Below are 13,700 nucleotides of genomic sequence, written 5' to 3' on the forward strand. Positions count from 1 at the left end.
GGAGAACCTTCCATGGACGGCGTCCACGATCTCGGCGGCCGGCAGGGTTTCGGCCCGGTCCGCTACACCCTGAACGCGCCGGGCTTCCATGCGCGATGGGAAGTGCGTGCCAATTCGCTGTATTCGTTCGCCGTGCGCAGCGGCATCTTCAACATGGACGAATACCGCCACGCGATCGAACGCATGGAGCCGCGCCACTACCTGGGCGCGAGCTACTACGAGCGCACCTTGACCAGCCTGGCCACGCTGTGCGTCGAGAAGGGCGTGTTCACCCGCGAGGAACTCGAGCAGCGCGCGGAGGGAGCGTTCCCGCTGGCCGGCCCCAGCAAGCCCGGGCGCGGCAACGCCGTGGTGCGCGAGCGATTCCAGCCCGGTGACCGCGTGCGCGTGCGGATGGACTTCGTGCCTGGCCACATCCGCCTGCCGGCCTACATCCGCGGCCAGACCGGCGTGGTGGTCGGCGAGTCACCTGCCTATCCGTTCCCGGACGCCCACGCGCACGGCGTGGAGGCCCAGGACGAACCGACCTACGACGTGCGTTTCCGCAGCGAGGATCTGTGGCCCAACGGCGCCGACTCCGCGCTGGTCCACGTGGGTGTGTTCCAAAGCTACCTGGAGCGAGCCGGCTGATGGCCGCAGGCACGCCCCGCGCACCGCTGCGTTCGCTGGACGAGGCCCTGGCGGAGTTGCTGGGGCATGCGCACGTGCTGGGCGGCACCGAAACCATCTCCACCTTCGACGCCGACGGCCGCGTGCTGGCGCAGGACCTGGTATCGGCGCTGCAGATTCCGCCCCAGGACAACAGCTCGATGGACGGCTATGCGGTGCGCCGGGCGGAGATCGCGGACGAGGGTGTGGTGCTCACTGTCAGCCAGCGGATCGCCGCAGGCGGCCCGGCGGAGCCGCTCGCGCCCGGCACCGTGGCGCGCATCTTCACCGGGGCGGTCGTTCCGCAGGGCGCCGATGCGATCGTGATGCAGGAAGACACCGAGGTCCTGCCGGACGGTCGGGTGCGGATCCAGAGCGTGCCCTCGGCTGGCCAATGGATCCGCCGCAGCGGCGAGGACGTGAGGCGCGGCGCCGTGGTGGTCGCGCGCGGCGAACGCATCGGCCCGGCCTCGCAGGGCCAGGCCGCCGGCATCGGGCTCGACCGCCTGGTGGTGGCGCGCCGGCCGCGCGTCGCGCTGTTTTCCACGGGCGACGAACTCGTGATGCCGGGCACGGTCGCCCCGGAGGCCATGAAGCCGGGCTCCATCTACAACTCCAACCGTTTCTTCCTGCGCACCTTGTTGCGGCGGCTGGGGTGCGAAGTGAACGACCTGGGCATCGTGCCGGACGATCGCGCCGCGACCGTGCAGGCCTTGCGCGACGCGGCGCAGGGCAACGACGTCATCCTCACCAGCGGCGGCGTCTCCGTCGGCGAGGAAGACCATGTCAAGCCGGCCGTGCAGCAACTGGGAACGCTCGACCTGTGGCAGATCGCGATGAAGCCCGGCAAGCCGTTCGCGCATGGCCGCATCGGTGAGGCGCACTTCATCGGGTTGCCGGGCAACCCGGTGTCCAGCTTCATCACCTTCCTGCTGCTGGTGCGGCCTTTCCTGCTGAAGCTGCAGGGCGCCACGCAGCTGCAGCCCGCGGCCGTGCACCTGCCGGCGCGTTTCGAGCTGCCGCGGCCTGATCGGCGCCGCGAGTTCCTGCGCGTGCGGCGCACGGCCGACGGCGGCCTCGAGATGTTCCCCAACCAGAGTTCGGGGGTGCTGACCTCGATGACGTGGGCCGATGGGCTGGCGGACAACCCGGGCGGCCAGGCCATTGCCAGCGGCGACCTGCTGCGCTTCCTGCCGTTGGCGGAGTTGCTGTCATGAAGATCGCGGTGCGGTACTTCGCCTCGATTCGCGAAGCGATCGGGCAGGGCGGCGAAACGGTGGAGACGCGAGCGGAAACCCTGGCGGCCTTGCGCGACGAGCTGATCGCGCGCGGCGAGCCGCATGCCGGCGCGCTCGCGCGCGGCAAGTCCGTGCGCATGGCGATCGACCAGGTGATGAGCGACGAAGCGGCGGCACTGCGAGAGGGCGCCGAGGTCGCGTTCTTTCCACCCGTCACCGGGGGTTGAGGACGTGGCGCGCGTCGCGATCCAGCACGAGGATTTCGATCTCTCGAACGAGATCGCCGAACTGCGGCGCCACGACAAGCGCGTCGGCGCGGTCTGCAGTTTTGTCGGGACCGTCCGGGGACGCGAGGAAGGGACCCATGGGCCTCCCGTGCTTTCCATGGAGCTGGAACACTACCCCGGCATGACCGAGAAGGCCATCGAGGCCATGATCGACGAGGCGCTGCATCGCTTCGACATCTTCGGCGTGCGCATCATCCACCGGGTTGGGCTGCTGGCGCCCGGCGACCAGATCGTGCTGGTGGCCGTCACCTCCGCGCACCGCGGCCAGAGCTACCAGGCCTGCGAATTCCTGATGGACTACCTGAAGACGCAGGCACCGTTCTGGAAGAAGGAACGGACGCCGCAGGGTGAGCAGTGGGTGGACGCGCGGGTCAGCGACGACGCGGCGGCCGCGCGCTGGGGCATCCCCGGCGGCAATGGATAGTCAGGCCGTCTCGCGCGCAGCGGCGGCCACGCCCGGCGGGACGAACGCGGCGCGCGCTTCCTCTTCCAGCTCCCCCGTCAGCAACTGCAGCAGGTCCAGCAACTGCGCCTGCTGTTCCTTGCTCAGCGGCGCCATCAGGCGCTTGTAGGCCTTCTCAGCCGGCTTCTGCGCCTGCTCCAGCACCGCCGCGCCCGCGGCGGTGAGCGTCACCGACACGTTGCGGCGGTTGTCCTGGGCCGGCGAACGGCTGACGAAGCCGCGCGCCTGGAGCCCGCGCAGCACGCGCAGCACCGTGACCTTGTCGAAGCCGAGCGCGCGCGCCAGGCTCGACTGGCCCATGCCGGGATGCGCCTGCAGCACCGTCAGCACGCCGAACTGCGCCGGCGTGAGGCCCAGCTCCCGGCAGGCATCCTCGAACACCGCGGCCGAGATCTGGTGGGCGCGCCGCAGCAGGAAGCCGGGGCGGGCATAGAGGCGCGAAAGCGTGCTGGCGTTCTTCTGTTGGAGGCTGGGCATCGGATGGGGCTGCGGGTATCCGTGGATTGTGCCTTGCGCGGCGCACCGAATAGTGGTTAGCATGCCAACTGGAGGCATCCCATCATGAAACCGATCATCCGTGTCGCCGCAGCGGCCCTCGCCTTGGCCGCGTTTGCGGCAAGTGCCCAGACGCCGCCGGCCGGTGCCGCCCAGGCGCCCCTGCGCCTGATCGTGCCCTTCACGCCCGGCACCGGCATCGACCTCATCGCCCGCACGGTCGGCCCCAAGCTCGGCGAACGCCTCGGCCGTCCCGTGGTGGTGGACAACCGCCCGGGCGCGTCCGGCAACATCGGCACCGAGGCCGTCGTGCGCGCCGCGCCCAACGGCGGCACGCTGCTGGTGAGCGTGAACACCCTGGTGATGAACCGCGGCCTCTATCCGCAACTGCCCTTCGATCCGGTGAAGGACCTGATGCCGGTGTCGCTGACCAGCTGGGGCCAGCTCCTGCTGGTGACGCATCCGCAAACCGGCTACAAGACCGCGGCCGACTTGGTGGCGGCTGCCAAGGCACGGCCCGGCAGGCTCAACTATGCGAGTCCCGGCGTCGGCACCCCGCACCACATGTCCATGGAGCTGTTCAAGCAGACCGCCGGCGTGTTCCTCACGCACATTCCCTACCGGGGCACGGCGCAGGCGGTGACCGACCTGCTCGGGGGCCAGGTGGATGCAATGTTCCTGCCGATCCACGTGGCACTGCCGCAGATCAAGGGGGGCAAGCTCGTGGCCCTCGCCATCGGAAGCGACAAGCGGCATGCGCTGCTGCCGGACCTGCCCACCCTGGCCGAGGCGCGTGCCGGCAATGTCAACGTCGACATGTGGTACGGCATCTTCGCGCCGCCGGGCACCTCGCCCGAGCTCGTGGCGCGGCTCAATCGCGAGCTGAAGGAGATCCTGGCGGCGCCCGACGTGCGCGCCGCCTTCCAGACCCAGGGCATGGACCCCGCCACCAGCAGTCCGGACGAATTCAAGCGCCTGGTCGAGCGGGATGCCGACCGGTGGGCGCAACTGGTGAAGTCACAGGGCATCAAGGCGGAATGATGCGCATCGCGATCGTGGGCGGCGGCATCGGCGGTCTGGCCCTCGCGCTGGGTTTGCATGGCCGCGGCATCGAATGCGACGTCTACGAGAGCGCGCCGGACATCCGCGAGATCGGGGTGGGCATCACCTTGCTGCCGCACGCCATGCGGGAGCTGGCCGCGCTCGGCGTGCAGGCGCCGCTGGAGGCGCAGGGCATAGCGAACCTGGAGAGCGTGTTCTTCAACCGGTGGGGACAGTTCATCTTCCGCGAGGCGCGCGGGCGCCATGCCGGGTATGCGCTGCCGGAGATCGGCATCCATCGCGGCAAGCTGCACACCGTGCTGTACCGCGCGGCAGTGCAGAGGCTGGGCGCGGACCGCGTCCACCTGGACCACCGCTGCACGGGGGCCGAGCAGGACCCGGAGGGCGTGACGCTCGGCTTCCAGGACAGCCAGGGGCGCCGCCGCGACACCGTGCGGGCCGACGTGGTCGTCGCCTGCGACGGCGTCAATTCCGCCTTGCGCCGGCAGTTCTACCCGGCGGAGGGCCTGGCCTTCGCCGGCATCAACACCTGGCGCGGCGTGACCGTCCACAAGCCCATCCTCACCGGCAAGAGCTACCTGCGCATCGGCTCGATCGACACCGGCAAGATGGTCATCTACCCCATCGTGGACGACGTCGATGGGCAGGGCAGCCAGCTGATCAATTGGGTGGCGGAAATCCGGCAGTCGGGTGCCGCCATGAACGACTGGAACAAGCCGGGGCGGCCGGAGGACATCGTTCCCATGTTCGCCGACTGGCGCTTCGACTGGCTGGACGTGCCGCAGCTGATCCTGCAGGCCCGGCAGGTCTTCGAGTACCCGATGGTCGACCGGGACCCGGTGCCGCGCTGGACGTTCGGCCGCATCACGCTGCTGGGGGACGCGGCGCACCCCATGTATCCCCGCGGGTCCAATGGCAGCGCGCAGGCCCTGATCGATGCGGCGACGCTGGCGCGCGAGTTGGCGGCTGCCGGGGATCCCCGGGCCGCCTTGCAACGCTACGAAGCGCAGCGGCTCGCGCCGACCTCACGCATCGTGGAGACGAATCGCACGGTACCGCCCGACTTCATCATCATGAAGGCGGATGAACTGGCGGGCCACCGGCCCTACGCGGGCAGCATCGACGACCTGGTCAGCCAGGAGGAGTTGCGGCGCATCTCGGAGGAATACAAGCAGGTTGCCGGGTTCGCGTTGAAGCCCGAAGGGTGACAGGCGCGTCAATTCAAATACCGCGGCCGCGTCGCATCCGGATCATCCGCCGCCGTCTCCGGCGGCGACACCGGCACGAACGCCTCCCGCCACTGCGACTGCACCAGCGCCTGCTCCAGCAGGTGCATCAAGCCCTGCATCAGCTTCGGCGCCATCTCCAGCTGGAAGTTGCGCGGTTTGCGGTCACCGCCGGGCGGCCGCTCGTTGAAGCTCAACCGCAGGGGGCCCCCCGCGAGCGGCGTTGCATCCACGTCCGTCACGAGCAGGGGCTCCTCGCCCAGGGGCAGGCGGTTCTGCTCCTCCTTGTAGGGCGTGTCGAAGTCGGCGTGCTGCAGGAACTCTTCCTTGCGGAACTCGGCCAGCATCTTCTTCAGCTCGGGGTTGGCGCCGGTGACGGCGGCACCGGCCGATTCCAGCTTGAGTAGGTGCTCGGTCAGCATCTTGGAGAGCAGGGGCCACAACCCGACCATCAGCCGGCGCGTGAGCCACAGGCGCATCTCCTCCGCGGCCGTCGTATTGATCCGCATGAGGATGCGGTCCTGCTCCGGCAGGTAGGTGACCGACATCTGGTGGATCTGCATGCGTTTGATTCTAGTCATCCCGGAAAGGCGGGACTGCCTTAGATTCGGGCTTGAAAACGGCCACTTTCGCGCTATCTGGTCTGCAACGGAGCCATTCCATGCGACTTGACAAACTCACGACCAAATTCCAGGAAGCCCTGGGCGAAGCCCAGACGCTGGCGCTGGGCAACGACCACGCCTACATCGAACCCGCGCACCTGCTGGTGGCCATGCTGCGGCAGGAGGACGGGCCGCGCCCGCTGCTGCAGCGGGCCGGCGTCAACGTGCCGGGGCTGCTGGCGGCCGCCGAGGGCGCCATGCACAAATTGCCCACCGTCGAGGGCCACGAGCAAGTCCAGGTGGGACGCGATCTCGCCAGCCTGCTGCAGGCGGCGGAGAAGGAATCGCTGAAGCGCGGCGACCAGTTCATTGCCAGCGAACTCTTCCTGCTGGCGGTGGCCGAGACCAAGCAGGACATCGGCCGGATCGCGCGCGAGAACGGCATCTCGCGCAAGGCGCTCGAATCGGCCATCGACGCGGTGCGTGGCGGCCAGAACGTGGACAGCGCGGAAGCCGAAGGCCAGCGCGAATCGCTCAAGAAGTACACCCTGGACCTGACCGAGCGCGCCCGCATGGGCAAGCTCGACCCGGTGATCGGCCGCGACGAGGAGATCCGCCGCGCCATCCAGGTCCTGCAGCGGCGCACCAAGAACAACCCGGTGCTGATCGGCGAGCCGGGCGTGGGCAAGACGGCCATCGTCGAAGGCCTGGCGCAACGCATCATCGCGGGCGAGGTGCCCGAGTCCCTCAAGGGCAAGCGCGTGCTGTCGCTGGACATGGCGGCGCTGCTGGCCGGCGCCAAGTTCCGCGGCGAGTTCGAGGAACGGCTGAAGAACGTGCTGAAGGAACTGGCGCAGGACGAAGGCCAGACCATCGTCTTCATCGACGAGCTGCACACCATGGTGGGCGCCGGCAAGGCCGAAGGGGCCATGGATGCCGGCAACATGCTCAAGCCCGCCCTCGCGCGTGGCGAATTGCATTGCGTGGGTGCCACCACGCTCGACGAATACCGCAAGTACATCGAGAAGGACGCCGCGCTCGAGCGCCGATTCCAGAAGATCCTGGTGGGTGAGCCGACGGTGGAAGCGACCATCGCGATCCTGCGCGGCCTGCAGGAGAAGTATGAGGTGCACCATGGCGTGGACATCACCGACCCGGCCATCGTCGCCGCGGCCGAATTGAGCCACCGCTACATCACCGACCGCTTCCTGCCGGACAAGGCGATCGACCTGATCGACGAGGCGGCGTCGAAGATCAAGATCGAAATCGACTCCAAGCCCGAGGCCATCGACCGGCTGGACCGCCGCATGATCCAGCTGCAGATCGAGCGCGAGGCGGTGCGCAAGGAAAAGGACGAGGCTTCGCAGAAGCGCATGGCGCTGATCGAGGAGGAGATCGTCCGGCTGCAAAAGGAGATCTCCGACCTGGAGGAGATCTGGAAGTCCGAGAAGGCGCAGGCCCAGGGCAGCGCGCAGGTGCGCGAGGAAAAGGACAAGGTCCTGCAGCAGATCGAGGAGTTCAAGCGCAAGGGCGACTTCAACAAGGTCGCCGAACTGCAATATGGCCGCATCCCCGAACTGGAGAAGCAGCTGAAGGAGGCGCAGGTCGCCGAGACCGGCAAGGCGAAGACGGGCCGGCCGCAGTTGCTGCGCACGCAGGTCGGCGCCGAAGAGATCGCCGAAGTCGTGGCGAGGGCCACCGGCATTCCCGTGTCCAAACTGATGCAGGGCGAGCGCGAGAAGCTGCTGCTGATGGAAGCGAAGCTGCACGACCGCGTGGTCGGCCAGTCCGAGGCGATCACCGCGGTTTCGAACGCGATCCGGCGTTCGCGCGCGGGCCTGTCCGACCCGAACCGGCCGACCGGCAGCTTCCTCTTCCTGGGCCCGACTGGGGTCGGCAAGACAGAGCTGTGCAAGGCGCTCGCGAACTTCCTCTTCGACACCGAGGAGCACCTGATCCGGGTCGACATGAGCGAATTCATGGAGAAGCACTCCGTGGCCCGCCTGATCGGCGCGCCCCCCGGCTACGTGGGCTACGAAGAGGGCGGCTACCTCACGGAAGCCGTGCGCCGCAAGCCGTACAGCGTGATCCTGCTCGACGAGGTCGAGAAGGCGCACCACGACGTCTTCAACGTGCTGCTGCAGGTGCTGGACGATGGCCGCCTGACCGATGGCCAGGGCCGCACCGTCGACTTCAAGAACACGGTGATCGTGATGACCAGCAACATCGGCAGCCACATGATCCAGGGCATGACGGGCCGTCCTTACGAGGACGTGAAGGAGGCGGTGTGGGACGAGCTGAAGAACCACTTCCGTCCCGAGTTCCTGAACCGCATCGATGAGACCGTGGTGTTCCATGGCCTGGGCGCGGACCACATCGCCAAGATCGCGAAGATCCAGTTGCGCGTGCTGGAGCAGCGCCTGGCGAAGATGGACCTGATGCTGCAGGTCAGCCCGGCGGCGCTGGAAGAGCTCGCGAAGGTGGGGTTCGATCCGATCTACGGCGCACGGCCGCTGAAGCGCGCGATCCAGCAGCGCATCGAGAACCCGCTGTCCAAGCTGATCCTGGAGGGGCGCTTCCCGCCCAAGAGCGCGATCCCGGTGGAAGTGGACCCGGTGCGCGAGCCGGGGGTGTTCCATTTCGGCGGGGCCACGCCGGCGCCGCAGGAGCCCCAGCCGGCTTGACTTGCCCCTTCCCCCTGCGGGGGAAGGCCGGGATGGGGGCTCGCCCGCCGAGCCATCCGCTAATCGTCAGCTAATGGCGAAGGTGCAAAATCAGGGTTCATTCCACCCTCCGACGGCATGCCCACCATCCTCTCCTTCGTGTTCCGGCTGTTCCTGCTGGCGGCAGGCCTCGTCTTCGCGGCCAGCCTGGCCGTCGTGTTCGTGATCGTGCTGGCGCTGTGGCTGCTGCGCGCCGGCTGGGCCAGGCTGACTGGCCGGCCGGTGATGCCGTTCGTGATGCGCATGCATCCGCGCAACGGCTTCGCCATGTACCGGCGGGCGGGTGCCGCAAGTCGCACGCCCCGGGCGGACGCGGCGCCCCTCGGTCGCGTGGGTGACGTGACCGACGTCGAGCCGAAGCAACGGTTCTAGGCTCGGCGCTCGAGGTTGCGCTTCAGCGCCGCAGCGCCCGCGTCCACCAGCCCGGCGATCCCTGGCGCCACCGAATCCGGCAGGAAGTCGGTCGTCCACACCACCCTGCTGCCGCCGGCTTCACCCGGCAGGACCTGCAGCGACGCGTTGTGGTGGGTCGTGCGCCCGCCGACGGCCGCATAGGCAACGCGCCGCCGCTCGTCGCTGACCTCCACGATCAGTTCGCGCACCACCATGCCGTTGGCGAAAGTGACGACGCGGGCGCCTTCCTCCAGCTTGCAATCCGTCAGCACGCCGGCGAACAGCCGGTGCGTGTTCCCCAGGTCCTTGACCTGTTCCCAGACCTGCCCGGGCGGCACGTTGACGGGGATCTCTCGTGTGATGTTGGCCATGCGCGCAGCATAGGCGGGCTCTCAACAGTCGCCAAGCGGCGGTTTCGCATGGGGTGCATGCGCCCGCCGCATGCGACCGCTCAGGACGGGTCGCCGCCCCCGAGCAGGTCGCCCAGCTTCTTCGCGCCGTCGGGGTCCAACTGCGACGTCATCGGCGTGCCCTTGGGATACTCCTCCGCGATCCTGTCCTCCCAGTACGTGGCCGGGTAGGGCGCGCTGCAGAGGCGCCGGAACACCTCTTCCGGCACATGCTTGTAGGCCAGCACGGACTTGTTGTCGAAGTGCAGGTCGAGCTGGCGCGACCGCGAGTCGTAGTCGGCCTTGCGGATGCGGCCGTTGGTGAAGGTTTTCGTGGGCATGGTGCGGCCCCGGTCAGTTCGGCAGCAGCTTGCGCTGCATGCGCCAGGCGCGAGGCCCCTGGCCGAAACGCTCCTTGAAGGCCCGGCTGAAGTGCGCCGCGTCGTTGAAGCCCCAGCTGAACGCGATGTCACTGATCGCGCGGTGCGCCATCCGCGCATCCAGCAGGTCGCGGGAGCACGCCTCGAGCCGCCGGCCCCAGATGTACTGCGCCGGCGTCGTCGCCTCGTTCTTGAACAGCCGGTGGATGTGGGCCACCGACATGCCCAGCTCCCTGGCCAGGTCGTTCACGCCGAATGCGGGGTCCGCCAGCCGCGTCGCGATCACCTGCTTGATCCGGCCCAGGTGATAGGTGGCCAGTGACGACAGGCCCGGGCAGTGACTCGCCGGCAGGGTCTGCAGGCCGGCCAGCAGGATGTTCATCACGCCGTCGGCCACGGCCGCGGCGCTGGCGGGCTGCAACGTATCCATGTCCCGCCAGAGCGTGTCGATCATGTTGATCATCAGGTGGCCCGCTCCGGCCTTGCCGCTGACGGCCGTGGCGGTGAGCTTGTCGGTGTCCCGCACCAGGTTGCGCAGCCGCTCGCCGGGCAGCTTCAATACGATCTGCTGGAAGCCGTCGTCGAAATGCAGGCCGTACTCGCGCGTGCTGTCGTACAAGGCGAAGTCGCCGGGCGCCAGCAGCGCGGTGCGGCCGTCCTGCTCGATGCGGCCGTGGCCGCGCGCCTGGATGCTGACCAGGAAACAGTCGTCGTCGGCCTGCGCCAGGTGGCGGCGCGTGCGCAGCACGTCCTGCGCGCTCGCGGTCACCACGGACAGGTCGAGCCCCGGCATCCGGTGGCTCTCGATGGCGCCGTCGAAGGGACCCGCAGCGCGCGCGTCGCATTCCAGCTGCACATAGGTGCTGCAGATCATGTCGACCCAGTAGGCGAGCCGCTGGCCGGCGGCCACCGTGTCGGTGGTGAGGACTTGGCCCATGGGAGCTCCTGCTGCGCGCCCATTCTGGACCGAAAGCGCCGTCGGCGACAGGCCCCGGAGAAGCCAGGTCAACAAGGCGGCGAATCCTGGGCAAGACGCCGTGGCCGTGCCGGCGGACCATCGCTCCACCTTTGCAACCACCAGGAGCCCGCCATGCCCAGCCGTTCTCACCCCAAGCCCCGCGTCGCGGCCGTCCAGGCGGCGCCCGTGTTCCTGGACGTCGACGCCACGATCGACAAGGCCGTGAGCCTGATGGCCCGCGCCGCCGACAAGGGCGTGCAGCTGATCGCCTTTCCCGAAACCTGGATCCCCGGCTATCCGTGGTGGATCTGGCTGGATTCGCCGGCCGGCGGCATGCCTTTCGTGCAGCGCTACCACGACAACTCGCTCACCCTCGATTCGCCGGAGTTCCGGCGGCTCGCGCAGGCGGCGAAGAAGCACCGGATGTGGCTGTCCATGGGCTTCAGCGAGAAGGCCGGCGGCAGCCTCTACATGGCGCAGGCCCTGTTCGACGATCAGGGCAACGTGGTGCAGACGCGCCGCAAGCTGAAGCCCACGCACGTGGAGCGGACGGTCTTCGGCGAAGGCGATGGCAGCCACCTGGCCGTGATGGAGACCGCCATCGGCAACATCGGGTCGCTCTGCTGCTGGGAGCACCTGCAGCCGCTCACCAAGTACGCCATGTACGCGCAGAACGAACAGATCCACGTGGCGGCCTGGCCCAGCTTCTCCCTGTACCGCGGCGCCGCGTTCGCCCTGGGGCCGGAGTTGAACAACGCGGCCAGCCAGATGTACGCGGCCGAAGGCCAGTGCTTCGTGCTCGCGCCGTGTGCCACGGTGTCGAAGGAGATGGTGGAGCTGCTGTGCACCGACGACGTGAAGCGCCAGCTGCTGCTGGAAGGCGGCGGCTTCGCGCGGATCTACGCGCCGGATGGGTCACCCATGGGCACACCGCTGCCCGAGAACGAGGAGGGCCTCGTCATCGCCGACATCGACCTGGGGATGATCTCCCTGGCCAAGGCCGCTGCGGATCCGTCGGGGCACTACGCGCGGCCGGACGTGACGCGCCTGCTGCTGAACAAGACGCCGGGAGACCGGGTGGTGGCGCAGGCACTGCCCGGCATGGTGGTGGGCGGCGAACTCGCGGCCGAGCCGGCATCGCCGCTGACGCACTGAGGCTCGCACCATGGAATCCGCCATCCCTGTCCACCTGCAGTGCCCGCGCACGCGCCAGAAGCGCGTGCCCGACGACTACCAGCCTCCGTACCCCTCGTTCGTGGCGCGCTTCCAGCCTGCCGTGGCCCAGGTGGCCATGGCCTATTTCGGCTTGCAGTTCCGGGGGTCGATGACGGCCCAGCCCCGTGAGGCACTGGCCGGCCTGGAGCAAGCCTTCAGCGCGGCCAATGCTCCCGGGCATTGGGACCGCGCGTCCCATGTGGACGAGGCCGGGTACACCAACATCATCTCCATCGCCTACTGGGACCGGCCGGCCGTGTTCGACGCGTGGTTCGCGGCGCACGGCACCCACTGGGCTTCCGGTGCGAACAAGCTCGATGGCTGCGGCACCTTCACCGAGGTGCTGAGGCCCAGGATGGAGCGTTTCGAGACCCTGTTCTCGTCCAGCGAGCGCGCCGAGGGCGTGGCCGTGGTCTCCGCGGGCATGAGCGACGTGGTGCAGGAGCACGCGTACTGGGGTGGCGCGCGTGATCGCATGCCGGCGTCGCAAACCGAAGCGCTCGCGCCCGCCGGCGCGCCCCGCGTGGTGACCGAGGGCCTCTATCGCCGGGTGGTCCCGCACGACAACGTGTGCCTGATCCGCTCCGGCCAGGACTGGGGCGACACGCCGCCGGAAGAGCGTCGCATGTACCTGGAGGACGTGGAGCCGGTGTTGCGCCAGGGAATGGATTTCCTGCGGGACGACGGCTTGGCCATCGGCTGCTTCGCCAACCGCTACATGCGCGTGCTGGACGCGCAGGGGGCTGAGCTGGAAAAGAGTTTCGGCATGAGCTGGTGGAAAAGCCTGGCCGCGCTGGAGCGCTGGGCCGAGTCGCACCCGACGCACGTGGCCATCTTCGGGGCTGCGATGAAGTACCTGTCGGCGCTGGGGCCGGCCGCGAAACTGAAGCTCTACCACGAGGTGTCCGTGGCCACCACGGACGAGCAGCACTTCGAGTACTTCAACTGCCACGACAGGACAGGAATGCTGCGCGCCTGAGCCTCCGCCCTGCGCTGGCGTCGCGTCCTGTTGCAAACTTTGGGGTTCCCGGCCCGCGGGTTGTCGAAATCACGCGGGCTCGTTCGTCGTGCATGCAGGAGCGCTTCTGCTCCGGATGCCAACGCAAAGGAGAACCCGAGATGCGATTCATGATTCTGGTGAAGGCCACGGCCGACAGCGAGGCCGGCGTGATGCCCAGCGAGCAGATGCTGGCCAAGATGGGGCAGTTCAATGAAGAGCTGGTGAAGGCCGGCATCATGCAGGCGGGCGAAGGCCTGCACCCCAGTTCGAAAGGCGCCCGGGTCCGCTTCTCGGGCAAGGACCGCAAGGTCATCGACGGCCCCTTCGCCGAAACCAAGGAGCTGGTGGCCGGTTTCTGGATGTGGAAGTGCGCCTCGCTGCAGGAAGCCATCGACTGGGTCAAGCGGTGCCCCAACCCGATGCCGGGTGAATCCGAAATCGAGATCCGCCAGGTGTTCGAGGCGGAGGACTTCGGCGCGGAGTTCACGCCGGAGCTGCGGGAGCAGGAGGAACGCCTGCGCACGCAAGTCGAAAAGCAGGCCAGGCCGGGGTAGGCGCGCACGGCTCATCCGTAGGACGGCGCCGCCACGGTGTGTGCGGCGTACGCACACCCGATGTGCT

The 13,700-nt window shown here is 68.5% G+C and carries 16 protein-coding genes; 11 read left to right on the forward strand and 5 right to left on the reverse strand.

Translation table 11 applies throughout. The features are described 5' to 3' along the window. Window positions 1-12: 12 nt before the first annotated feature. The 4 genes from nthB to FN976_RS04245 are packed head-to-tail and all read left to right on the forward strand — an operon-like array spanning window position 13 to window position 2,597. Window positions 13-630, forward strand: a complete 618-nt coding sequence (gene nthB, locus FN976_RS04230) for a nitrile hydratase subunit beta (RefSeq protein ID WP_145891298.1) — start codon at window positions 13-15, stop codon at window positions 628-630. Next, complete coding sequence (locus FN976_RS04235) at window positions 630-1,865, forward strand: molybdopterin molybdotransferase MoeA (protein WP_145891300.1); 1,236 nt, start codon at window positions 630-632, stop codon at window positions 1,863-1,865. The genes nthB and FN976_RS04235 overlap by 1 nt, the downstream gene beginning before the upstream one ends. Then, a complete protein-coding gene (locus FN976_RS04240; RefSeq protein WP_145891302.1) occupies window positions 1,862-2,113 on the forward strand; it encodes a MoaD/ThiS family protein in 252 nt (83 codons plus the stop codon). Before FN976_RS04235 ends, FN976_RS04240 begins: the two co-directional genes overlap by 4 nt. 4 nt (window positions 2,114-2,117) lie before the next feature. Continuing rightward, window positions 2,118-2,597, forward strand: a complete 480-nt coding sequence (locus FN976_RS04245) for a molybdenum cofactor biosynthesis protein MoaE (RefSeq protein ID WP_145891304.1) — start codon at window positions 2,118-2,120, stop codon at window positions 2,595-2,597. Here the strand turns inward: FN976_RS04245 and FN976_RS04250 are convergent, their stop codons facing one another. Beyond that, entirely contained in the window at window positions 2,598-3,113 is a 516-nt protein-coding gene (locus FN976_RS04250; RefSeq protein WP_145891307.1) for a MarR family winged helix-turn-helix transcriptional regulator, read from the reverse strand. A gap of 84 nt (window positions 3,114-3,197) precedes the next feature. On the opposite strand from FN976_RS04250, the gene FN976_RS04255 reads away from it, so the two are divergent. After that, window positions 3,198-4,172, forward strand: a complete 975-nt coding sequence (locus FN976_RS04255) for a tripartite tricarboxylate transporter substrate binding protein (protein ID WP_145891309.1) — start codon at window positions 3,198-3,200, stop codon at window positions 4,170-4,172. Further along, window positions 4,172-5,401 (forward strand): flavin-dependent oxidoreductase, encoded by a 1,230-nt coding sequence (locus FN976_RS04260; protein ID WP_145891477.1) that lies wholly within the window; start codon window positions 4,172-4,174, stop codon window positions 5,399-5,401. The genes FN976_RS04255 and FN976_RS04260 overlap by 1 nt, the downstream gene beginning before the upstream one ends. A gap of 8 nt (window positions 5,402-5,409) precedes the next feature. Here FN976_RS04260 and FN976_RS04265 read toward each other — a convergent pair whose 3' ends face one another. Next, entirely contained in the window at window positions 5,410-5,982 is a 573-nt protein-coding gene (locus tag FN976_RS04265; protein ID WP_145891311.1) for a hypothetical protein, read from the reverse strand. Window positions 5,983-6,080: 98 nt separating this feature from the next. Between FN976_RS04265 and clpB the strand changes: the two genes are divergently transcribed. Next, window positions 6,081-8,705, forward strand: coding sequence for an ATP-dependent chaperone ClpB (clpB, locus tag FN976_RS04270; protein WP_145891313.1), 2,625 nt, complete (start codon window positions 6,081-6,083; stop codon window positions 8,703-8,705). A 117-nt stretch (window positions 8,706-8,822) separates the two neighbouring features. Next, entirely contained in the window at window positions 8,823-9,116 is a 294-nt protein-coding gene (locus FN976_RS04275; RefSeq protein ID WP_145891315.1) for a hypothetical protein, read from the forward strand. On the opposite strand, the gene FN976_RS04280 is transcribed toward FN976_RS04275, so the two are convergent. The 3 genes from FN976_RS04280 to FN976_RS04290 form a co-directional block, all read right to left on the reverse strand. Continuing rightward, the gene (locus FN976_RS04280) at window positions 9,113-9,508 is read right to left on the reverse strand and encodes an SRPBCC family protein (protein ID WP_145891317.1); all 396 of its coding nucleotides are present in this window, start codon (window positions 9,506-9,508) and stop codon (window positions 9,113-9,115) included. The genes FN976_RS04275 and FN976_RS04280 overlap by 4 nt on opposite strands. 80 nt (window positions 9,509-9,588) lie before the next feature. Next, window positions 9,589-9,867, reverse strand: a complete 279-nt coding sequence (locus FN976_RS04285; protein WP_145891319.1) for a KTSC domain-containing protein — start codon at window positions 9,865-9,867, stop codon at window positions 9,589-9,591. A gap of 13 nt (window positions 9,868-9,880) precedes the next feature. Then, window positions 9,881-10,843: an AraC-like ligand-binding domain-containing protein gene (locus FN976_RS04290; protein ID WP_145891321.1), complete on the reverse strand. Its 963-nt coding sequence runs from the start codon at window positions 10,841-10,843 to the stop codon at window positions 9,881-9,883. Window positions 10,844-10,996: 153 nt separating this feature from the next. Here FN976_RS04290 and FN976_RS04295 point away from each other — a divergent pair, with 153 nt between their 5' ends. From FN976_RS04295 to FN976_RS04305, 3 genes are all read left to right on the forward strand, one after another. Then, complete coding sequence (locus FN976_RS04295) at window positions 10,997-12,019, forward strand: carbon-nitrogen hydrolase family protein (RefSeq protein WP_145891323.1); 1,023 nt, start codon at window positions 10,997-10,999, stop codon at window positions 12,017-12,019. Window positions 12,020-12,029: 10 nt separating this feature from the next. Continuing rightward, window positions 12,030-13,058 (forward strand): phenylacetaldoxime dehydratase family protein, encoded by a 1,029-nt coding sequence (locus tag FN976_RS04300; protein ID WP_145891325.1) that lies wholly within the window; start codon window positions 12,030-12,032, stop codon window positions 13,056-13,058. A 140-nt stretch (window positions 13,059-13,198) separates the two neighbouring features. Beyond that, on the forward strand, window positions 13,199-13,633 hold the full coding sequence (locus FN976_RS04305) for a YciI family protein (RefSeq protein WP_145891327.1): 435 nt from the start codon (window positions 13,199-13,201) through the stop codon (window positions 13,631-13,633). Window positions 13,634-13,700 lie beyond the last annotated feature (67 nt).

It is taken from the genome of Caenimonas sedimenti (assembly GCF_007833165.1).
Classification (GTDB): Bacteria; Pseudomonadota; Gammaproteobacteria; order Burkholderiales; family Burkholderiaceae_C; genus Ramlibacter; species Ramlibacter sedimenti.

Coding starts and splice junctions, on each gene's coding strand:
- nthB (WP_145891298.1), top strand. CDS start 13: ATGGACGGCGTCCACGATCTCGGCGGCCGGCAGGGTTTCGGCCCGGTC.
- FN976_RS04235 (WP_145891300.1), top strand. CDS start 630: ATGGCCGCAGGCACGCCCCGCGCACCGCTGCGTTCGCTGGACGAGGCC.
- FN976_RS04240 (WP_145891302.1), top strand. CDS start 1,862: ATGAAGATCGCGGTGCGGTACTTCGCCTCGATTCGCGAAGCGATCGGG.
- FN976_RS04250 (WP_145891307.1), bottom strand. CDS start 3,113: ATGCCCAGCCTCCAACAGAAGAACGCCAGCACGCTTTCGCGCCTCTAT.
- FN976_RS04255 (WP_145891309.1), top strand. CDS start 3,198: ATGAAACCGATCATCCGTGTCGCCGCAGCGGCCCTCGCCTTGGCCGCG.
- FN976_RS04260 (WP_145891477.1), top strand. CDS start 4,172: ATGCGCATCGCGATCGTGGGCGGCGGCATCGGCGGTCTGGCCCTCGCG.
- FN976_RS04265 (WP_145891311.1), bottom strand. CDS start 5,982: ATGCAGATCCACCAGATGTCGGTCACCTACCTGCCGGAGCAGGACCGC.
- clpB (WP_145891313.1), top strand. CDS start 6,081: ATGCGACTTGACAAACTCACGACCAAATTCCAGGAAGCCCTGGGCGAA.
- FN976_RS04275 (WP_145891315.1), top strand. CDS start 8,823: ATGCCCACCATCCTCTCCTTCGTGTTCCGGCTGTTCCTGCTGGCGGCA.
- FN976_RS04280 (WP_145891317.1), bottom strand. CDS start 9,508: ATGGCCAACATCACACGAGAGATCCCCGTCAACGTGCCGCCCGGGCAG.
- FN976_RS04285 (WP_145891319.1), bottom strand. CDS start 9,867: ATGCCCACGAAAACCTTCACCAACGGCCGCATCCGCAAGGCCGACTAC.
- FN976_RS04290 (WP_145891321.1), bottom strand. CDS start 10,843: ATGGGCCAAGTCCTCACCACCGACACGGTGGCCGCCGGCCAGCGGCTC.
- FN976_RS04295 (WP_145891323.1), top strand. CDS start 10,997: ATGCCCAGCCGTTCTCACCCCAAGCCCCGCGTCGCGGCCGTCCAGGCG.
- FN976_RS04300 (WP_145891325.1), top strand. CDS start 12,030: ATGGAATCCGCCATCCCTGTCCACCTGCAGTGCCCGCGCACGCGCCAG.
- FN976_RS04305 (WP_145891327.1), top strand. CDS start 13,199: ATGCGATTCATGATTCTGGTGAAGGCCACGGCCGACAGCGAGGCCGGC.